General features: G+C 56.9%; 14 protein-coding genes and 5 pseudogenes. 6 read left to right on the top strand and 13 right to left on the bottom strand.

Annotated elements, in window-relative coordinates:
* The first annotated feature begins 1,071 nt into the window (after positions 1–1,071).
* Complete coding sequence (locus tag AB4Y44_RS27370) at positions 1,072–1,986, top strand: DPP IV N-terminal domain-containing protein (RefSeq protein WP_368619613.1); 915 nt, start codon at positions 1,072–1,074, stop codon at positions 1,984–1,986.
* A 121-nt stretch (positions 1,987–2,107) separates the two neighbouring features.
* Positions 2,108–2,628 (top strand): annotated as a pseudogene (locus tag AB4Y44_RS27365) (transposase); the annotation flags it as partial.
* 236 nt (positions 2,629–2,864) lie between these two features.
* Here AB4Y44_RS27365 and gspD read toward each other — a convergent pair.
* The 12 genes and pseudogenes from gspD to AB4Y44_RS27305 form a co-directional block, all read right to left on the bottom strand.
* Positions 2,865–5,075 (bottom strand): type II secretion system secretin GspD, encoded by a 2,211-nt coding sequence (gspD, locus tag AB4Y44_RS27360; protein WP_368619614.1) that lies wholly within the window; start codon positions 5,073–5,075, stop codon positions 2,865–2,867.
* Positions 5,076–5,983: 908 nt separating this feature from the next.
* Positions 5,984–6,777, bottom strand: a pseudogene (locus AB4Y44_RS27355) (IS5 family transposase).
* 288 nt (positions 6,778–7,065) lie between these two features.
* Positions 7,066–7,197 (bottom strand): annotated as a pseudogene (locus tag AB4Y44_RS27350) (IS110 family transposase); the annotation flags it as partial.
* Between the two features lie 6 nt (positions 7,198–7,203).
* A pseudogene (locus AB4Y44_RS27345) lies at positions 7,204–7,329 on the bottom strand (IS110 family transposase); the annotation flags it as partial.
* A gap of 386 nt (positions 7,330–7,715) precedes the next feature.
* The gene (locus AB4Y44_RS27340) at positions 7,716–8,282 is read right to left on the bottom strand and encodes a nitrogen fixation protein NifQ (protein ID WP_069268350.1); all 567 of its coding nucleotides are present in this window, start codon (positions 8,280–8,282) and stop codon (positions 7,716–7,718) included.
* A gap of 16 nt (positions 8,283–8,298) precedes the next feature.
* Complete coding sequence (gene fdxB / locus AB4Y44_RS27335) at positions 8,299–8,607, bottom strand: ferredoxin III, nif-specific (protein ID WP_083245591.1); 309 nt, start codon at positions 8,605–8,607, stop codon at positions 8,299–8,301.
* A gap of 15 nt (positions 8,608–8,622) precedes the next feature.
* A complete protein-coding gene (locus tag AB4Y44_RS27330) occupies positions 8,623–8,823 on the bottom strand; it encodes a CCE_0567 family metalloprotein (protein ID WP_069268349.1) in 201 nt (66 codons plus the stop codon).
* 84 nt (positions 8,824–8,907) lie between these two features.
* Positions 8,908–9,312: pseudogene (gene nifX, locus AB4Y44_RS27325) on the bottom strand (nitrogen fixation protein NifX); the annotation flags it as partial.
* Between the two features lie 55 nt (positions 9,313–9,367).
* The gene (gene nifN, locus AB4Y44_RS27320; protein WP_069268339.1) at positions 9,368–10,723 is read right to left on the bottom strand and encodes a nitrogenase iron-molybdenum cofactor biosynthesis protein NifN; all 1,356 of its coding nucleotides are present in this window, start codon (positions 10,721–10,723) and stop codon (positions 9,368–9,370) included.
* Between the two features lie 22 nt (positions 10,724–10,745).
* Positions 10,746–12,239 (bottom strand): nitrogenase iron-molybdenum cofactor biosynthesis protein NifE, encoded by a 1,494-nt coding sequence (nifE, locus tag AB4Y44_RS27315; RefSeq protein WP_069268338.1) that lies wholly within the window; start codon positions 12,237–12,239, stop codon positions 10,746–10,748.
* A gap of 225 nt (positions 12,240–12,464) precedes the next feature.
* Positions 12,465–14,111: a nif-specific transcriptional activator NifA gene (gene nifA / locus AB4Y44_RS27310; protein ID WP_368619615.1), complete on the bottom strand. Its 1,647-nt coding sequence runs from the start codon at positions 14,109–14,111 to the stop codon at positions 12,465–12,467.
* A 436-nt stretch (positions 14,112–14,547) separates the two neighbouring features.
* Positions 14,548–15,480, bottom strand: coding sequence for a LysR family transcriptional regulator (locus AB4Y44_RS27305; protein ID WP_069268336.1), 933 nt, complete (start codon positions 15,478–15,480; stop codon positions 14,548–14,550).
* Positions 15,481–15,937: 457 nt separating this feature from the next.
* Between AB4Y44_RS27305 and AB4Y44_RS27300 the strand changes: the two genes are divergently transcribed.
* The 3 genes from AB4Y44_RS27300 (at position 15,938) to AB4Y44_RS27290 (ending at position 19,178) form a co-directional block, all read left to right on the top strand.
* Entirely contained in the window at positions 15,938–16,651 is a 714-nt protein-coding gene (locus AB4Y44_RS27300; RefSeq protein ID WP_342950207.1) for a hypothetical protein, read from the top strand.
* On the top strand, positions 16,648–17,781 hold the full coding sequence (locus AB4Y44_RS27295) for an acetyl-CoA carboxylase biotin carboxylase subunit family protein (protein WP_256095001.1): 1,134 nt from the start codon (positions 16,648–16,650) through the stop codon (positions 17,779–17,781). The genes AB4Y44_RS27300 and AB4Y44_RS27295 overlap by 4 nt, the downstream gene beginning before the upstream one ends.
* 89 nt (positions 17,782–17,870) lie before the next feature.
* On the top strand, positions 17,871–19,178 hold the full coding sequence (locus AB4Y44_RS27290; RefSeq protein ID WP_069268332.1) for an acetyl-CoA carboxylase biotin carboxylase subunit family protein: 1,308 nt from the start codon (positions 17,871–17,873) through the stop codon (positions 19,176–19,178).
* Here the strand turns inward: AB4Y44_RS27290 and AB4Y44_RS27285 are convergent.
* Entirely contained in the window at positions 19,146–20,054 is a 909-nt protein-coding gene (locus AB4Y44_RS27285) for a LysR family transcriptional regulator (protein WP_069268331.1), read from the bottom strand. The genes AB4Y44_RS27290 and AB4Y44_RS27285 overlap by 33 nt on opposite strands.
* A 244-nt stretch (positions 20,055–20,298) precedes the next feature.
* Here AB4Y44_RS27285 and nodB point away from each other — a divergent pair, with 244 nt between their 5' ends.
* On the top strand, positions 20,299–20,964 hold the full coding sequence (nodB, locus tag AB4Y44_RS27280) for a chitooligosaccharide deacetylase NodB (protein WP_083245590.1): 666 nt from the start codon (positions 20,299–20,301) through the stop codon (positions 20,962–20,964).
* Positions 20,965–21,135: the final 171 nt, after the last annotated feature.

Below are 21,135 nucleotides of genomic sequence, written 5' to 3'. Positions count from 1 at the left end.
AAGTGAACGTAGATGTGGCCTCGAAAATGAAAAGCTCCGAGGGCCGAGCCCGCAACCGTGAGGGTGAAGGCAGCATGGGTAGCGGAATTCTGACCGATACGGCTATTCCACTTCGGCGGGGTGGAAGCGACGGCACGAAGACAAGGACATGCTGAGCAACTGGAGAAGCCCTCCTCGCCCCGGCGCGAAATCGCCGGAGCAAGGTAGGTTCTATAACCGGCGAACCCGGGAAGTGGACCGAAGGCGAGAGGGTGGCGGATGGGCCCGTAGTAGCCGTGAAACCGGGTAACGCTGGTGGAGCGAAGGGGCCCTGCTGTTTGTAACTTCCTCGACAACATGGGAGGCAAGGACGAGATGACAAAGGCCAGTGTCGAACAAATGCGACTCCGTTCCACGTGCCGCCAGTTTGCTTTGTATTTCACTGATTATCGAAGGTCTTCACCTCACTACAGTCAGTTAATCTCACCGGTCGCTGGAACCTCGCTTGCGCTCAGCGGACACTGATCATACCCACTCGCATTCACTGATGGCATAAAAATTGCCTCAAGGTAAGCCGACGACGTAACCGATACACCTATACATAGTCAAGGCCAAACATCCATGCAAAAAATTGTCACCATCTTTCTGCTTCTAATTTCCTACTGCACGTTGCTATCGGCTGCTGACAACCAGGGGAACGGAACCATACCCCCCCTTTCCTCTTACCCCCTCAGACTTTCAGCGGGCTCTCACAGTTCGTTATCAATACTCGGATAAAATTGTCAATTTCGTCGAGACCCCCCTTTCTGGCTTTCGCCCGAGACCCTTGCCTACCGACGGACGACACATGGTGAGCGCCAGTTCATTAAACTCAATATCAAAACTGGGAAGAAGCAACCAGCTTTCGATCATGGCCGCCTTGCCGAAGCATTAAATAGGGCGGCCTCCTCGAATTTCCGAGGCAATTCGCTGCCCTTTGACCGCTTCGAAATCGGACAAGACGGCAACCAGTTGCTGTTCTCCATTGGTTCCGTTCAGTGGAGTTGTGATCTTTCAAGCTACATCTGCACTAGGATCTCTCAGGGCGAAATCTTGCCATTTCATAACGACTTCACGCCAACGGCTGCAAGCGATAGTCGAATCACAATCGATTCACCGGACGGCAAGTGGAAAGCATATATCAAAAACTCCAACGTCTTTCTAATGAGTAAGGACGGATCCGTAAATGTACCGTTAAGTTGGGACGGGACAGAAGCGAACAATTACGTCTTCTCATCCCTAAAGTGGTCCCCTGACTCCAATCACCTCGCAGGTTACCGTGTCGCCCTCGGCCAACCGCGTCAAATCGTGCTTGTCAATTCCTCAGCAACAAACCATCAAGCCAAGTATGAGCCAATAGAGTATGCCAAAGCGGGAGATATTCTTCCGCGACCGCAACCGGTACTATTCGACATAGTCAACAAGCGCATGATCAATATCGACAATGCTTTGTTCCCGAATCCTTTTGACCTTTCCAAAATTAATTGGCGGAAGGATGGGGAAGGCTTTACATTTGAGTACAACCAACGCGGCCATCAGCTCTACCGAGTAATCGAGGTGGAGGCCGCCACCGGCCGTACGCGCTCTTTGATCGATGAGGTCAGCTCCACGTTCGTCGATTATACAGATTTAAGAAATAACCAAATAGATTCCGGAAAATACTTTCGCTACAATGTTAATGATGGAGAGGAAATTATCTGGGCATCCGAACGCGATGGATTTGAACATCTGTACCTCTTTAATGGCCGTACCGGTGTTTTAAAAAACCAAATCACCAAAGGTGACTGGATTGTCCGCGCGGTGGACCACATCGATCCAGTCAGAAGGGAAATTTGGTTTGAAGCAAGCGGAATGAATGTCGGCGAGGACCCTTATTTCGTTCATGCCTACCGAATTGGCTTCGACGGAAAGGGGGCTGACATCACTTACGCCAGAACCGGCCAATCATCACATCGAGTTTTCTCCTGACGGTAGCTTCTACGTCGACCTCTGGTCGCGTATCGACCTTCCCCCACGCATGGCGCTTTGAGCTTGCCCCTGAAAAACGTATCCCTTGCTGAGGTTTAAACTGCAGCAAGGAGAAACGAAGATGAGCCAATTGAAGCGTGCGCGGTACACCCTGGAATTCAAGCTGGAGGCGGTGCGGCTGGTGAAGGCCGGCCAGAGCCTGGCAGCGGTGTCGGCGATTCTGGGGGTGTCGAGCCAGACGATCTCGAACTGGGTGCAGGCGGACCGAAAAGGAACGCTGGTCGGCCCGGGTACGAAGCCGGTAACCGAGGAGCAGATGGAACTGGCTCGACTGCGTGCGGAGAATGCGCGACTGAAGATGGAGCGCGACATTCTAAAAAAGGCGGCAGCGTACTTTGCGAAAGAATCGACGTGAAGTACGCCTTTATCGAACGGGAGCACAAGCGCTGGCCGGCGTCGCTGCTGTGCGAGTTGCTGGAGGTCAGCCCGAGCGGGTATCACCAGCGGCGTCAGCGGGCTGCAGCGGGCCGGGAGAGGCACAGCCCGGTACAAATCAGCGACGATGCCTTGCTGGCCAACATCCGCGCGATCCATGCGCAGGTCAAGGGTGAGTACGGCTGGCCGCGCATGACGAAAGAACTGGCTCGGCGACTTGCTTCTATCGACCCTCGTGGCCTTAGAGACCTATCTTACGGCCCTCTCTACGCACGCAAAGTCCAGCAGTCCAAGCGACAAAACCAAGCGCTCATTTCACTGGCACGGCGACGCTACGACGTCCTGTTCGCCATGCGACGGGACCTTTTCCGAACACAAGTCAGCCCTTAACGCTTGATGAACCGCATAGGGGGGCATCCCAACATGAAAACCAAGACATCGATCTACTGGCGACGCATCTTGTCGAGATCGAATAGATTCAGGGCTGACCCGCCCTGACTTGGGCCTACCGGCTTCTGCGGCACGACCGGGTCGTCGTCGTCCTTCATCAGGTTGTTGTCCTGACGATACGCGCCCTGCACACCTTGAATATAGTCGTAGCGGTTCGACGTGACAGCCTGCGCCTTATCCCGATCGTCGATGATGACCGGACGCAGGAATATCATCAGATTCGTCTTTTCGCGGCTCTTCTGCTCCGAACGGAACAGCTGGCCGATCCACGGCACGTCGCCTAGCAGCGGCACCTTGCTGTTGCCGTTCGCGTACCCATCTTTTATCAGGCCGCCGAGCACGATGATCTCGCCATCATCGGCCAGCACCGTCGACTGCACCGAGCGCTTGTTGATTGTCACGCCGCCCTGATTGTTCGTCGATGCCGAATCGACGGACGAAGCTTCGGCATAGATTTGCAGCTTTATGATGCCACCGTCGGTGATCTGCGGCTTCACGTGCAACACGATCCCGACATCCTGTCGATCGAACGTGTTGAATGCGGTCACGGACGTTGCGGCATTCGCGGTCGGCGTGGCGTATGAACCCGTCACTACAGGCACGTTCGAGCCAACGACGATCTTCGCCTCTTCGTTATTGAGCGCGATGAGGTTAGGTGTCGATAGGACGTTCGCGTCGCTCGACTGCGACAGCGCCTGCAACAGCCCCCCGAGACCGAACACGTCGCCGAAGCGGTGCAGCAGGCCTACGTTCAGGCCGTTGTTCAGCAGGTCCGCGCCCTTCGTCGCGAGCGCTGCGGCGGGGGCGTTCGCGATGATCGCCCCCTGCGCAGTCAGGTTCACGATGCCCTGGCTGCCGTTGGAATTGAAGTTGGAGCTGCCGTAGAGACCGTTGTTTCCACCATTCGAAAGCAGCGCACCCTGCCACTGGATGCCGAGGTTCGCGTTTGTCGTCGCCGACAGTTCGACGATTAACGCCTCGATATATATTTGCGCGCGGCGGACGTCAAGCTGATCGATCACGCTGCGCAGATTGCCGTAGACGGCGTCCGACGCGGTAATGATCAACGAATTCGTCTCCGGATCGGCCTGGATCATCCCGCCGGGCTGGTTCTCTTCACTGTCACCGCCTTCCTTTTCGCCAAGAAACGCCGCGTTGTTACCTTGACCGCCGTTGTTGCCGCCGCCTGCAAGTCCATTGCTTCCCATCGACGAGAATGACGAACCGCCCAAGGATCCGCCTGGCAGTGGGGGCTGGCCCGGCGTGCCCGCCGACGAGTCCATGTTTCCTTGGTTGAACGAGTTCGCGGCACCACCGCCCCCTGTGGACATCAAATCATTGCCGCCCTTGCCGAGCATGCCGCGCAGCGTCTTCGCAAGACGCCCGGCATCCGCGCCCCGCAGTTGCACAACGTGGATGTTACCGGGCCGCCCGGTTGCCGCATCAAGCTGCTTCGCCAGCGACTTCGCCCCCGCGAGGCGCACTGCGTTCGACGCTCGCAGCATTAGCGAATTCGTGCGCGGATCGGCCTGCACCAAGACTTTCAGCGTCGCATCCGTATTGCCGATCGACCCAAGGTCGAGCATCTTGGTCATCTGCGTCGCAACGTCGGTCGCATTCGCGTTCTTCAGTTCCACTACCTGCACTTGCTGGCCGGCCGCAGAATCGACGCCCGCGATGATCTGCGCAATGCGGCGGACGTTATCAGCGTAGTCCGTGACGACGATCGTATTATTCGATGGATAGGCCGCAACCATATTGCTCGGCGAGATGAGCGGACGCAGCACTGGCAGGAGGTTGTTCGCCGATTCGTTCCTGAGGCGAAAGATCTGGGTGACGACCTGATCGCCGTGTGCCGAAGGCGCATTTCCAATGTACGTCGGCACACCCTCCACTTTCGCGTCCGCTTCGGGCACGACCTTGAGCACACCGTGATCCTGCACCAGCGAGAAACCCTGCATTCGCAGCGCAGACTGCAGAGTTTTCAATGCTTGATCCTCGGAAACAGGGTGCTCAGAGACGAGATTCAGCCGCCCTTCGACGCGCGGGTCAACAATGATCGTCTTCCCTGTCGCCGCGCCGACCGCCTTGGCGACCTGATCGATGCCGGCATCGACGAAATTGAGCATCACATCTGCCTGCGCGGTATGGGCGGTAATCAATCCAGCCAGCAGTAATGCGGTTGCGATGCGACGTAAAGCCATACGGTTTGTTCTTGTTAGGTTAACAGTCTATGTGGATTTGCCGGCAGTTGAATCAACACGCACAGCGCATTTACGTTGTGGACAGCTGCCGCTTTGTTCGCAAGTCGTCGTCAAACTTCAGCAGGACCGCATGAGGGGAAACACGATCGCTACGCATGCAACGGTGGGTAGCAATCAGTTGCACGGCAGGCCATGGCCGCCACATTGCAGAAGAACGAACGGCGTGGCGATGAACAGCGACGTCAAGAGGCCTTGGCAGACCATGGAACAGCGCGCCCATCCGCCTCATCATCACGATGCAGTTGAGGCAGCCGAGCTGCTGAGCCGATTCCGACCACCAGCTCGGTGAACGAGGTGGTCAAATATCCTGACCGTCGCTACACGGAGCCGCCCTACGACGCAGATGGCGACTGCTATTGCGAGACCGCCCTAGCACACTTTGACCGGTTCGAAGTAGACAGGGCCATCCTTGCGAGGACACACGGACAGTGGCAATCCAGCGCGGCCGCCGCATCACGCTCTCGAGCTCCAAGCTCGCGAACAAAAAAGGCATCGGAGGCGCGCTGAACTAGCTTGTCACGGGCCGCGACAACTCCGCGCAGCTGGATTCGACAGATCGCCGTGTGCGACCAGCGCAAACCCTGTGGCAATGCAATTCGCTTGGACGGCGTCCAACTCCGCGCTCGCACCTAGCCCCGTGGCAACGATGTACGAATCGTAACAGCGCGGGTTCGTTCCGTATAAGTCGCTATTTTTTTTGGATGCATCAAGCACATTTATGAGTCGCGATTTGTGCCAAAAGCGAGCTTACGTTGGCAAGGGCGGTTAGGTTAGGGAACTTAAGGAAAAGCCGAAATAGGTGATCACGGCCACCGGTATTCCATCCGCCGTTGGCGCAATAAGCGGTGTTAACAGAATGACTTTTGCTGGTGTCGCCAACATATGATGCAGCAGCGGAAAGCCTTGTGGATGGAAGCGAGCTGTTCGAAGCGGATGCGCGGTCGGCGGAAGTTGTGAAGCCGCGAGATGGTCCGCTCAACAACCCAGCGTGTTTTGCCTAGCCCACTACTATGTAGGCAGACCACGTCGAGCGATTTCGGTTGCAATGCCGGCAGCATGCAGTGGACGTCGATATTTGTCGTGGTCGTAGCCTCTGTCGCCCTGAACGAACCGAGGCTTTGATATGGTCTGCCATGCTTGGCCGGAAATGCCTCGACCAGCGCTTGAAGTTGAGTGACGTCATTGCGGTTCGCGACGGTCAGAATCACCGCGAGCGGGATACCCTGCGCTTCGGTGATGGGATGGTGCTTTGAACCGGGTCGCGCGCGGTCTGTGGGATTTGGTCCTGTTTTTGACCTGAGCCCACAGCGCGGATTGAACAGGAATCGACGATGACGCGAGGCCAGTCGATTTGCTCGGCTGCGCGCAATCGCCCAAGCAGCACCTCGTGCAAATGCTCCCACACGCCAGCGGCTTGCCAGTCACGTAGGCGCCGCCAGCAACGCATGCCGCTGCCGCACCCCATCTCTCGAGGTAGCAGGTCCCAACGCAGGCCTGTCTGTAAGACGAAGAGAATGCCGGTGAGCACCGCACGATTGTCGAGCGGCTTGCGCCCCGGATAACGGGTTCGCCGTGGTTTGAGAGGGGGCAGCAGCGGTTCGATGAGTGCCCACAGTTCGTCGTCGAGTATTGGCTTGGCCATGTCCTTTATATGGACGCCGCCCTTTTGCGAAGGGCTTTGAGTGTTCTGACGTAACAGGAACGGCTGCAGCTTTATATCTGGCCTTTGCAGCTAGTGTTTCACTGCGGGCCCCTATGGATTCCGCTGACTCGCGCCTCATTTTCGTCGCGGGCTTTTAGCCCGAAAGGACATTCAGGTTTGGCGAGTCCCGGTCCGACATGTTTTGCCATCACTCTCAAGTGCCAGCGCAACCTTTTGACGTCCCATCCTCCGACTACAGAGCTGATTTCATGTGCGTTCGAAAATCGCTCAAACTGGCCTGGCGCTCACATATCCACTCCGATAGGAACAACCATGTGCGAGGATGGCCCAAATGGTACGGGCCATCTTGTCCGCCAGTGCAACGATCACGACGTTCAGTGGCCGGCGCTTCTTCATCTGCTCGATTGCGCGGTTTGCGAAGTACGCGAGAAACTCCGCCCGTTTGATCGGCTTGTTGACGATTTCGCCGGTCTCTTCGTCCACGTGGTGTACCTGAAAGATTTTTTTTGCGATCTCGACACCAACTGGCATAGGCTTCACCCGTCAGCATTGGTGAAGCTCAATACTCAGTCCATTCGCTCCGCCGCGTGAACTCCTCCCCCCCGCCGGGCCACCATTGGAGGGTAAAACTCTCTAAAGGGTTTTCCGCATTCTGCCACGTGCATTCCTTATCCGAAGCAGCAGCCAACACCGCCGCCCCGACCAGCGCAGCGACCATCAGAGCACCACACAGCACCCTCTTTAGCTTCTTCATAACTGCCCCCGTCGGTCAACGTTAATATCCCTAATGGTCTTCGTTTCATATCACTCTCCGTACTGCCCACCAAATCACATACATTACGCGATTCTTCCTGCAACCGACAGGGAAACGAATCAAATATACCTACGTCAATCGGAGTCGCCACTGATCCGCACATTCATTCCGGCCCAAAGCAACTGGAATATTCCGCACATTCCCCGCAGCTTGAGGCCCGGCAGACGTTCAACGCCTCGGTCCCGCAAAGTTCCTTGTAGAGAAACTTCTTCCACCTCATGCCGTGAACGTTCTTTTCAGCAAGCGCCGGAAACCAGTACTCGAGAAGCGCCGACAATTCGCCGCGCGAAGAAAGGCGCAACTCCTGCCACAGATGTTTTTTGCCTGCGCAAGCGTAGACCAGCGCGTGAGAAATGCAATTGATCTCGGTCGTTGTGCCTGCCCCCGGATTGGCGTGTGTCTTTAACAACATTACAAGATCGATGTCGTCATAAGACGGTCCTAGCTGTGAATCTGCAGCCGACGCGCCAAAGTAAAGACCCAGAGAACTCTCGGCATCAGGGAACCAGCGAGCAAGCATCCAGTGTGTCTCCGCTGCATCCAGTCCGGGGATAGGCAATCTTTCCGTACCGCCTTCGTCGAGCGCCGCCGCGAGCACACCGGCGACCGCAAGCACCGTCAAGTCGTCCGGGCTTTCCGCATGGCGCATTAACACCGCGTAGTAATCCATAGGAATTCTCGCTTGCTCACACTTGGGCCGCAGCATGTGTGTAGCACCCTTTCGGGCATATCTTCGCACATGCCGTGCAGCCAACGCAGAGACCTCGATGCGCAATTGTCATGACCTTCTTTTCATGCTCGTCCTCCTCTTCATCGTCATCATCCAGTGGAACATGATCGCCAGCTTCATCGATGCCTAACAGTTGAAGTACGCCGCGAGAACAAACCCGGAAGCATCGCCCGCAACCGATGCACTTTTGTTCGTCGAGTGAATCAACAAAGTGAGGTATCCAAGCCTCTCCGCTTGGGAGTATCACACTAAAAGGATGGCTCATTTGAAGGTCCGGAGTTTAATCGGAAGCCGAAACTGCGGTCTGACGTGCCTGCATCAACGCCGCATGCGCGTCGTGACAGCGTTGCGCGACTACCATTATCTGCTCCCAACCCGTTGGTAGATCTTCTGACAGATCATGCAGATCCATCTTGGCCTGCGTGGCCAACGCGTTGAGTTTTTTCAGGCGCGTCTTAAGTTCCCGCGAGTCGTTGCACATCATGTCCTCCTTATCGGACGACGCACTACAGGCGTCACTGGCAACAAGAACCGTCATACTAGGGAGATCGGTTTTAGCCAGGGGCAACTCGTCATCCCCCGCAAAATCGTACGATGTGCCACGTTCCCTGGTGAGCTTCTTGCGCAACCACGGAGGCGGCGTGCCTTTCAGAACCCTGCTCAGCTTGATTAGAATCTCTTCGATCGGCAATGGCTGCGGCACCTTCACTGGATGGACCTTAAGCGCTACTACGCGCGCAGCCGCCGTACCGCCTATGGCCGCGACATACAAGATCGCGCAGTCGCGGATCACTTCGAGCTTCGGCGCAAGTTTCTCATCATCACCGTCCTGCATCAGCTTGTCGCCGAAATCAAAAATCTGTAAAAGTGAATGTCCTTCCGTCGTCACGTCGTATACCGCAATGCCTTTCGCCCAGCCAAAATGAGCGTCGACGTGCACTTTGTCCTGTGTCGCAAAGGCGATCTTCATGCGCTGGTCTCCTCATCAAGTTCAAGTTACGGCATGTAACACCCTTCTCTTAAACCTAACCCTGAACCGAAACATCAAGGCCGCCCGATGATTGCGGCAGTTTCCAGTCGCCGGGATGAGGTTGCGAGATCCTCTCGAACATAAGATTGGCAATCTCGAAAATAAGATTCATTGTGCCGCGATAACCTATCTGGCAACGATGGGCGTTGCCGACGCGGTCAAACACCGGAAAGCCCGCGCGCATCAGCGGCTTTCCGAGGCGACCGGCCATCTGCCTGCCGTGCGAATGCGTGATCAGCAGGTCGCAGTTACTCGCGCCTCGTTCCATGTCCTCCAAGTCCCCCAATATGACTTCGCTTGCCGGCAACAGCGCATGCGATGCCGAAGCAGTGGTACTGATGCAAACAGATAGTTCCGCACCCATTTCACGGAGCAGCGAACCGATCGAAAGCAGCATGTCCGGCTCCGCACCAATCGCCACTTTTAGACCACCCGTGTAAAAATGGCTGTCGAGCATCGCATCCAGTAGTTGGCTGCGCTGCCGGCGATACCGGGCCGGGACTGCACGCCCCGAAAGTTGTGCAAGACGTTGCAAGAACCGGTCGTTCGGCTCCAGCCCCGTTAGCCGCTCGAGGATCTCGAACGGCACGCCGGCAATTGCTTCGAGCGTCTCGGCGGCGTCGCGCGTTTGCTCACCAACGCCAATTGTGAATGACGACGCCCCCGCCGCACGGATCTGATCAATCGTCGTTCCGCCCAGCGTCGTCCCACGCCACGCAGAATCAAGGTGGCCGTCGAGGGAGCCGGAAACATCTGGAAGCACAATCGGCTCCAGCCCGAATGCGCAAATAATCTCCCGAAGCTCGTCGATGTCACCAGGCGATAGATGACTGCCCGGCACCAGATTGATCTGCTGAGGTATCGTCGGCAACGGCTTCACCAGTGTCTCGACGATCGCGGTCACCGCGCGCCTGTAGCCGTCCTCAAAGGCACCAATATAGTCCGGTGTCGATACGAGGATGAGTTCAGTATCGTCCAGTTCGCGCTTGCGTTTTCGCACCATCGCAAGGTGCCCCTCCACATCTTCGCCGTTCGTCTCAGTCAGGCCAGTCGTGCAGAGCACAATGATCTTAGGCGCCGCGCGCTTGCGAATGTTCAGCAGCGCTGTCTCTACGTTCTCGTATCCGCCGAGAATCGTGGTGACCTCGCTCATCGCCGTTGTTTGCAGCGGAATGGCTTCTTTGAAATGGCGCACCAGTAGTACGAGCGCGAACGACGTACAGCCCTGCGAGCCGTGCATTACCGGCATGCATGCATCAAGCCCCATGGCTGCATACGTCGCGCCGAGCGGTTGACTCATTCTTAGGGGATTAACGGTACAGGCTTTTTCTGACTCGACGACTATCGCCATGATATGTGCTCCACTCCGAAACTCAACTCGATACCGCCGCGCGGAGGTTCCAATCGTATGCCTCACCGTCTGCGCCCCGCGGAATCGGATTGATGTGCGTGGAAGACTTAAGAATCCCCTCGCGATGCACTACCTCTTCGTCGTCCCACGGCGCAGGAATACGCACCTGCTGCCAGACTGGGTTCTGGATTGCGCGGTCGATCTCCTGCACCAATTTAACAATGCCCTCGTAGCCAGCGTACGGATGGTGTCGCTCCTGATTCACGTCGAGCCAGGGCATGCGCGCCTTAAGCGCGACAAACTGCGAGCGCCCGCCAGACAGCATGATGTCCGCCTTCGCATCCCGGAGCATGTTGTACATCTCGCGCGCCGTCAAATTGTCGACCATGCGCGTGTCATTGCCCATGATCTCCTTGATTCTTTCCTTATCCCCATCCGTACTTTTCTTCACACTAGTGCCGACGATCTCGAGCCCGGCCTCCTGCAGCGCCGCGACCACTGACCATGACTTCACGCCGCCCGTGATGAGCAGCACACGTTTGCCATCGAGCCGCTGCCTGTACGGGGCAACGCGCCCCCATACGCGCGCCTCTTCTGCCTTGACAAGGTGCTCGGTGCGCACGATAAGATCGTCCGGCGCACCCTGCTCCACCAGTAGCCTCGCGACCCCGCGCAGCGTGTCGCTCGTGTCGCCAATTCCGTAGAATGAACCCTCGAGGTATGGAATACCGTAGCGCTTCTGCATTTTTGTCGCAACGTTGAGCATGGACTTGGAGCACACCACCAGGTTGACCTTCGCGCGGTGTGCGCTCGCGATCTCGCTGTAGCGGCCGTCTCCCGAGATGCAGGACAGGAGCCGGATGCCGAGCGCCTCGAACAACGGCTTTATCTGCCACAACTCGCCCGAGAGGTTATATTCACCGATAAGATTAATATCGAATGGTGTCTTGTACGCCGGCTCGCGCGTGCCGATGACGTAATCGAGGATCGTCTCCCCTGCGAGCTTGTTGCCGAAGTTTTTGGATCCTGCGAAGCCGGGCGCATTCACCGGTATGATGGGCTTACCGAACTTTGCCGACGCGTGCCTGCATACGGCGTCTATATCATCGCCGATCAATGCGGTCACGCACGTCTGATAGACGAACACGGCAGGCGGATCGTACTTTTCGAAAATTTCACGCAGACTCCTGAAAAGCCGCCTCTCACCGCCGTAAATTACATCGAGTTCATTGATATCGGTTGTGAACGCGGTGCGGTAGAGAGTCGGCCCAGACGATGCCGAATGGCGGTTGTCCCAAGAGTTTCCTTCACATGCAATAGGCCCGTGCACCAAGTGTGCAACGTCGACCACGGGCTGCAATGCGATCCGCGCGCCGTCGAATGCGCATCCGCCAGCGGCCGCCCCCGGCGAAACCTGCTTCGAACAGCCTTGCTTGCGCTCCTTTTCGCTCTTCGCGAGGTTCTTTGCGCAACCCGGTTCGTTGAAGATCTCGACAGCGCTCGTCTTTAGCCACATCGTAGAGTCCTGACAATAGAAGTCCACGACTACAGGCAAATTGCGTACCACCATCGTAGCCCAAGCTAACAGTCATAGTGACGCTATGCCGAAGCCGGATTTGTCGTCCTTGTTACCTGCGTTGAAGGAGTTGAACCAATCACTACAATGTTGCGACACGCGAGAGCCTGCCGGTAGCCTTCTCGCCCAGTCTCTCCAAATGCATCCGCGCAACCGCCGCTGCCTTCAGAAGCGGCGCAGCTTGATCCCGTGCTTACGCAGTGCGTAGCCGATCTGCCGCGGCGTGATATGTAGGAGTCGTGCGGCCTTCGCTTGCACCCATCCACAGCGCTCCATTGCCCACACAAGCTGTTCCCGCTCGCTGCCCGGCATGTCGCTACCGCTTGGCGTATCGAAGCTACGCCCATTCCAATCACCGGCACTTACGCTCGCCAGGGCATTCGGCACTTCACTGTTTGTAGCGTCCAACGTGCGGGCAGCACGCACAGCGTCTTCTCGTTCGATGTAATGTAGCTCTTTGGTGAGGCACCGGCCTCTCTCACACAGAAAGGAAAATCGATCTATCGTGTCGTGATCCGCCATGGTCGCGGTACGCTCAACGCAATTTTCCAGCTCGCGCACATTGCCAGGCCAGTAGCAGCTGGAAAGAACCCGAAACGCTTGTTCATTGAAATGCAAAGATCGACGATTGTCGCGGTTAAAGCGATCCAAAAAGTGCTGCGCCATTGCCGGAATGTCCTCACGGCGTTCGCGCAACGGCGGCAAAAGGATACTAACGACGTTGATGCGGTAGTAGAGATCCGCACGAAATTCCCCCGCCTTCACCATTTGTTCGAGGTTGCGGTTCGTGGCAACGATCAGCCTCACGTCGACTCTTACCGGGGTGGTGCCACCCACCCGCTCGAACTCTCGTTCCTGCAAAACTCGCAACAATTTGGCTTGGAACGAAGGCGAGATGTCGCCGATCTCGTCGAGGAAAAGTGTCCCACCGTGCGCCAGTTCAAAACGCCCTTTGCGTTGATATTGCGCACCGGTAAACGCTCCCTTCTCATGGCCGAATAATTCGCTTTCTAGCAGTGTTTCAGTGAGCGCCGCACAGTTCACCGATATGAACGGCCGGCCCTTGCGGGGCGATAACCCATAAATCGCGCGCGCGATCAGCTCCTTTCCAGTTCCGCTCTCGCCGCGCAAAAGCACCGTCGTCCGCGCTGGCGCTACTTGATGAACTTGCGAAAAGACGCGTTGCATGGCGGCAGATTCTCCGAGCACATTGTCGATACGAGACGAAGTCTGGTCTGCGTTGACCGCTCGTCTCATCTCCTGTCGCGCGGTTTGGTCCATCTGTCCCGACGCACGATCAAGCAGAAGTGCCTGGCCCATCGGCGCCGCGACGACCTTCATGAGTTGGAGGTCGCTCGCAAAGGCGCGCTGTCCGTCCGTGTTCTCGCAGAACGCAACAAGTACGCCGAGCGGCCGCCCTTCATACCTGATCGGCGCCCCGAGCAGTGCCACATGCTCACCTTCCAATCCGTCGAAGATATCGATGCTGTCCACGAAGAGTGGTTCATCACGCAGTCTCGCCACCACGACGGCTGAGTCGTTTGTGTGTATTCGCCCCAATACCCCGTCATTGGGCAAGAAACGCAGACGTTCACGCCAGCCCGCTGACAACCCCGTGCCACACAGGCCGCCCAGATGGCCGTCTGGCTCAGTGACCGCAATAAACGCGGAGCGCCATCCACACGCATATGAGAGGTAATGCAAAGATCTCTCCAACGTCCTTTCGGTATCTCGTGACGAGGTCAACGTCTTTACTACTTTGTAGACCACATCAAAATTGAGATGACTCTCATTGACATCGAGCTGCGACATAGATCTGAACTCCGGAAATTGCACGTTAGCGCCGCGGGACCCGGGTCCCAACACAATGAATGGCGGCGCTACATTTGCGCAAGCCACGGTGAATTCTTATCGCAACGGGCACGAAAGCCGACAAAACAGACAGAGACGCGACAATCGGAGTCGCGGTGTCAGAAATACGACAAAAACACGAGGTATCTTTGTGCGCAGATGGGATACTACCGAAAGAAAGCGTTGGTTTTACGACAAATTTAGATTTGTGCGGCAGTCTATGTTTAAATGCATGAGTCGCACTTGATTTGTGCGGAAATAGCATAACTGCGCGTGAATTAGAGAATGCGCTTCACGTAGCGTTGATGCTGGATTCAAAAGACAGGACGTTATCGTCTGAACCTCCATTTGGCGCGCCGAAGTTCGGCCCTTCGACGCGTTTTACCTCAGAGGCTCATTAGTTTGAAGCACGCAGTGGCAAGCCTGATGACGCTCCGTCGTGTACACCGTCTCCAAGAGTACTCAATTGCAGCGAACGGAAGAGAAAACGCTGAAGTGCGTTGGCCGCAGACGAGCGGTCTTCTAATCGCCCAGGACTAAAGAGACCGAATTCCGCCACCGGCGGCAGCGGCAACCCTACTGCGCTGGGATCGATCGCACGCATCGTATCGCGGCGCACCTGCCAATCCAGAAGTAGCGCAACGCCGAGCCCAGCTTCAACGGCTGACTGAACCGCAGAGAGGCTCGTGCTTTTGCAGGCCACGCGCCAAGCGATACCTGCTTCAAGCAACGTGGCAAAATAGCTCTCCTGCCACCTGCATGCACCGCCGAATGCAACAATCGACAGCGGACCGTCTCCGAGATCATCATTGCGCGTGCGCGCAGCCGCCCAGCGAAGGGGATGTCGCCAGGTGACGAGCGGTTCCGCGGGGATCTGGGCTGGATCACCAATCGCGAAATCGAGTGTGTTGCTCATGAGCCGCTGCGATAAGGCCGGACTCGCATCAACGACGATCTCCAGGGCTACATCAGGAAACAATGTCGAAAATTGCCGCAGTGCATGGCGGAGGTGACTCATCGCGATGTCCTCGGGAAGTCCAATTTTCACGGTACCCGCAACTTCACCCGAAGTAAGAGCGGAACGCGCCGCAAGGCCAATTTCGAGCAGCTTGTGTGCATACGGCAACAGAACATTGCCCGCAGAGGTCGGCTTCACGCCGCGCGGTGAACGCTCAAGGAGGCGCTGGCCGACTTCGTCTTCGAGCCGCCGGAGGGCCATGCTGACGGCAGCCTGTGTACGATGCAGCTCCATGGCAGCATTGCTCACACTGCCGGCTTCCACTACCGTCACGAACGTACGCAGTAGTGTGCTGTCGAGATCGCGAATCATCAATTTCCCTCATGCAAACATAAACATTATCAGCTTATACCACGCATACCGCTGCAGTTAGTATCCTTCCGTCGCCCAAGTCGAGAGCATGGGTGAGCAAAAAACGAATGGGAATGGAGCCTAGATACCTGTTACAAAAAGCATTCGCTGTGTTTAAGGAAACGATTGGGTCAGTTGTCGGTTGACAGCAATCATTTCGATGCGATGGCGTTTGCCAAAGCAGACCGCTCTGCAAAGAGCGACCCAATTTGGGGCCACCCGAGAGCGGTCGGCCTTCAACGCCCTCTCGTTGCACGGCGTCCGGTGCGCTGCTTCGAGGCCAAGCGTGGGGACTTTCGCAAAGCTAGCGAGCCACCATTGCTTCGTGCCACGAGCAGTTCGTGTCTCCGGTTTATTCGCCGCTGACCCGCTACGCAGCGCGCCGCGTTCGCTCCTTCTCATCCTATCTGGAGATCACATGAATACACCCAACGATCGGGTTCGCTTCGAGGAGCTTGCCAAGCATGCCATGGACCAGGCACTCGCAATTTCGCCGGAAACCGCTGCGTTCCACTGCGGCGACTGGATCGACAGTGAGTACTATCGGCGCCATCTCGTCGAAACCGTGTTGCGCATCCGGCTCAACAACGAGGTAGGCGCATTCGCGCTTTACAAGATAGGCTGCCAGGACAACTCGCTCGCGCAGATGCTGGCGCAACACCTCGCACAAGAGTATGGGCAAGAATGCCTTCTTCTGCATGACCTCGAGAGGTTCGGCCTGACCGCAGCAAGCGTGGACAGCATTAGACCATTCAATAGCACAGACAAGCTAATCGGATATCTCTACCTCAGCATTGTCCGCGATGGCCCGCTCCCTACGATGCTCTTGAACTGGTTGCAGGCATGGTATTCGGGCCGCTACAACAAGGTCATCGCGGAATCAGCCGCGCGCGCATTCGGGCACGATCACGTAAAGGGTACACTCAGCCACATTGAGTACGCCGAATCGCGCAGCTTGGAAGACTCCACATGGATCGCTCTGAAGCTCGCGATCGGTGGCTGGGGCGGAATGGAGAAAGCAGAAATCTATTTGAACAACTTTGTCGGAATGATTCACGAGTATTTCGAAGAGTTGCGTGTGGCGACCCTACCCCGGCCGGAAACCGGCACTGAACAGGCAGCGATCAAATGACCGCCATCATCGTGATAGAGCCGCGCTCGTCCGGGACCGCACTGGTCGCCTCAGCCGTGCGCCTTGGCGTGGCCACCCACGTATTTTCGGCCAAAAGCGATGAGCCCCCCCTGTCACGCGAACTGCAGGCCGCCGCGGTGTCGTACACGATGGTGGACACTGCCTCGCCGAACGCCGTGGCGGCCGCCGCATGCGCCATCGGCGTCGATGCGATCGTACCCGGTTGCGAATACGCAACCGGCGTAGCAGCTGAATCAGCGGCGCTCCTTGGTCTTCCCCATTTGCAGCCGGAAGCGGCAGCACTCACGCGTGATAAATATCGCAGCCGCATGCATCTCGCCGCCGCCGGACTGGCGGTTCCTGAGTTCGCCCTCATCGCACATCGTCGCGACGTCATAACAGCCGCTTTACACGTAGGTTTTCCAGCCGTCCTCAAGCCTGTCCGCGGCGGCATGCATGTGAGGTACGTCAATTCTCTTTCCCAGTTGCAACTTGCGGTCGAGTGTGCCATGCATCACGGCGTTGTCGATATCGGCCACAAGGCCGGCAACGTGTTGCTCCTTGAACAGTATCTGAAGGGCCCAGAGTACTGCATCGAAGGCTACGTCAGCAGCCAGCACGGACCCCGCGTCGTCGCAGTAACCGAAAATCTTTTGGGCGCAGAGCAGAATTTCGCAAAATTGGGCCACTTTGTCGAAGCCTCTTTGAGCGCGGACCAAGGAGCCGCGCTCGTCAATTACGTCGAGCACACCGCGGCGCAGATTGGACTGACCCTCGGTGTTTTCCACGCCAAAGTGCGCATAACACGCGACGGTCCGGTGCTGATCAAGATCGCGGCCTGCCTCGGAGGTGATCGCACCTATCGGCTCATCGAACTCAGCAGGTCAATCTCTCTGCCGGAATTAGCGATACGCAGCCACCTCGGCGATCCTGATCCAGCCCCCGACGTCGATGCAAGACCTGCCCTGTGTGTCAGCGGCGTGCGGTTCTTCGCACCGGTAGGCGACGCGGCCGCCGTCGAACGCGTTCGCGCCATACCAGTTTTCCAGGAGGTGGTGGTCCATTCTCAATCGGCGGCTCAGTCCCGCGACGAGCGGCCGTGTCGGCCATGTGTTGTTCATCGCGCCTGATCGGTCGACCTTGATTTGCGCCTTGCTGAAGCGCTGAGAGCGCTCGGATCCGGCCGCGCCTGTAACGATATCTGAACGGTTTGCCCTTCATGACAACCAACAAACACGCCCCGCGTAGCCGCATAGTCGTGCTTAACCGATGGTCCGACGGCTTTGCAGCTTACCATCGCTACATCGATCACGCGACGAATAACGTCGCTTACATCTGCACGCCGAACGGCGCGGCTGCGCTCGACGCCTCTCAAACCGCGCATGTCGAAGAGCTAGCAGACATCCTTGATGAAGATGCGCTGCATAAGGCCATGAGCTCCTGTCAATCGGCGCTCGGCGGCATCGACAGGCTGATCGCATTGTCCGAATTCGACCTTCTGAAGGCCGCGCGACTGCGCAATTCGTTCAATATCCCTGGCGATCTGCCAGATACCGTCGTCCGCTTTCGTGACAAGACCGCTATGAAGCATACCGTTGCTGCCGCGGGCCTGCGTGTGCCACGCGTTGCAGCGTTGGAAGATGTGGCCTTTGCGAAAGCAAATTCGTCCCCTGTGATGCGCTTTCCGATCATGGTAAAGCCACGTACCGGCGCGGCAGGCCTAGACGTACCGCGCATCGACACCCGTGCGCGATTGGATATGTTGTGGCCGACACTACCGCTGGTTGAGTACGAGTGCGAGGAGTACATCGAAGGACCCGTCTATCACGTTGACGGTTTCGTGCGAGACGACACATGGGTAATTGCGCGCGCGTCCCGCTACATCAACAACCGTCTTCAGTTTGCACAAGGAAAACCCCTAGGCTCGGTGATGCTCGACCCGGGGCCGCTCAATGATGCGGTGCTTGAATTCGCGGCGGCATGCCTGAAAGCGCTCGCCTTGAGCAATGGACCGTTTCATCTCGAGATAATCGGAGCTTGCGACGGATTCTATTTTCTGGATGTCGGTGCCCGTGTCGGCAGCGGGGAAATTCCCTTTCTCTTCCATGAATTGTACGGCGTCGACCTCTTCGACCTCTGGGTTACTCACCAATCAGGTGACGAAGCGCGGTACGCCGCACGGGCGCAGGCGGCGTTAATCGCGTCAACCTCGATCACACGCGGTGGATTCCTGATGCTGCCAGAGCCAGTCGGCAAGATATTCGTCGACGCACAATTGCCGAACACTATCCCGGGGCTTTACGAAGCTGTGCTCCCGGCGAGACGTCACTTATTCAACGGTTCCAGCTGCTCGGGCAACATCCTCGCACGCTTCCGCTATCGCGGCGCATCGGAGGAAGAAGTCGACAGGGCAATTCGCGCGACGTTGCGCGATTTCCGCTACACGCTGGCAGAGAGTGTGGGCTCGCCGAATAGCAGTACACATGACATCACGCTACGCAAGACTTTGCGCCTCCTCCAGCAATAGCTCGCGCATCCAGATACTTGCAGGATCACCGCTATGCAGCGCAGGCCATTGGATAGCCTCAGTAAAAGTCGATAGCGGAAGCGGTACTTCGGCGATCCGCAGAGGAGAGGCTTCCCCGAGATGCCTAGCGAGCCTCAAAGGGATCGTCGCAATGCGACGGGTACCCGTTAGCACCGACGGAATGAGGTGAAAGGTCGGGACGACGACCTCTTCGCGCCGTTTGAGACCGAGATCCAGTAGGAAAAACTCTTCGATCGAAGGCCTGCGTGCCCGCCCGAACCTCACCGTCACGTGTCCCATGGACATATACCGGTCGAGCGGAAGCTGCTCCGACAACTGCTTGTTGGCAGGACAGCCGACACACACAAGCTTCTCGTCGAAGAGCGGCGCTTTCGGGTGAGTATCCGGCAGGAATAGATCGGGCAGAATCAAAAAATCGACGTCGCCACGCCGCAGCAAATCCCCAGGCTCGTCATCTGGGAAAAGCAATTCGAAACTGACCGCGGGAGCTTCGCGTGCAACGCGCTTAATGACCTTCTGGAAATAGACGAGCGTCATGAAATCAGATAGGCAGACCCTGAACCGGCGATCCGACTTGGCCGGCTGGAAAACGTCGCGCGAGATGATGGAAAGCTGGATATGCGATAGAGCCTCCCGCACCGGTCCGGCAAGCTCTATCGCTCGTGATGTGGGCACGAATTCTCGGCCTCTCATCACGAAGAGGTCGTCGCGAAAATAGTCTCGCAACCGCGACACCGCTGCGCTCATGGCAGGCTGACTCAAATTGATGTCGCGTGCCGCGAGCGTGACGTTACGCTTCGCCATCAATGCGTCCAACGCGACGAGAAGATTCAGATCGAGGCCTTTGAAGCGCATCTTTAATTATCCGCGTTATGGATGACACATATCGAAACAATCGATTGTACAAATTTATTGAGGTACCGCAAAGTTACGGCAATTCAGCTTGACATGCAAGTCATCAATATGAGTATTCATGTCGTTCTACTGAACGACACTCGACATCAACTCCCAGATATTGATCTGCTACGCCGCATTTCGCGTTGCGACTGGGGACGGTTCCAGGGTAGACGGTGACTCATCAAAAGATGAGTGAAAGACCATGAGAAGACTCAGCGATTGGGAAATGCCGCAATTTATTGCGGAAGTGCTAAACGAGCGTAAGCGTAACGGTGAGCGTAAGGTTTACCTTACCTTTGACGACGGACCGCACCCGATATGGACGCCGAAAGTACTAGATCTGCTGGCGCGGCAACAGGTACCGGCAACCTTCTGCGTACTCGGTGCCTACGCGGCGGAGTATCCGGAACTTATCCGGCGCATGGTTTCCGAAGGCCACGATGTCGCGAATCACAGTCTCTCCCATCGGGATTTGTCGAAATGTGAGCCAGATCAGATACGGCACGAGATAGCAGAAGCGAACGCGCTTATCCAGCGTGCTTGTCCAGCGGCAGGGGTGCGATATATGCGTGCGCCATATGGCAAATGGACGAACGACGTTATCGCCGAATCCATGAAATCGGGACTAATGCCACTCCACTGGTCGGTAGATCCACGAGACTGGTCCCGTCCGGGCGCCGAGGCGATTGTCGATTCCGTATTGGCATCAGTGCTGCCCGGCTCGATCGTATTACTGCACGACGGGGCTCCTCCCGAAGAGTGCGACTTGCATCATCGCGATGCTTCGCGCGCGCAGACTGTCATTGCACTATCACGCCTGATTCCAGGATTGAAGAAAAGGGGCTTCGTCATCGGTTCACTTCCGTAAGTTCAACGGAAAATCTCGCTTTACGAGTATCTCTGACCCCAAGCTGGTCGACAAGTGGACGATATGCTCCCCTAGAGACGTTTCACCAACAGCTTCAAGTATGCGCGTGGTCCGCGCGCGGACGATCATGGATAGAACTAAGGAAATACTGACCCAGAAGCAGGCGTTGGC

Origin of the sequence: Paraburkholderia sp. BR10937 (assembly GCF_040965695.1) — a bacterium.
Taxonomy (GTDB): domain Bacteria; phylum Pseudomonadota; class Gammaproteobacteria; order Burkholderiales; family Burkholderiaceae; genus Paraburkholderia.
Note: the sequence above shows the minus strand (reverse complement) of the source record. Positions and strands in the feature narration are given on the sequence as shown.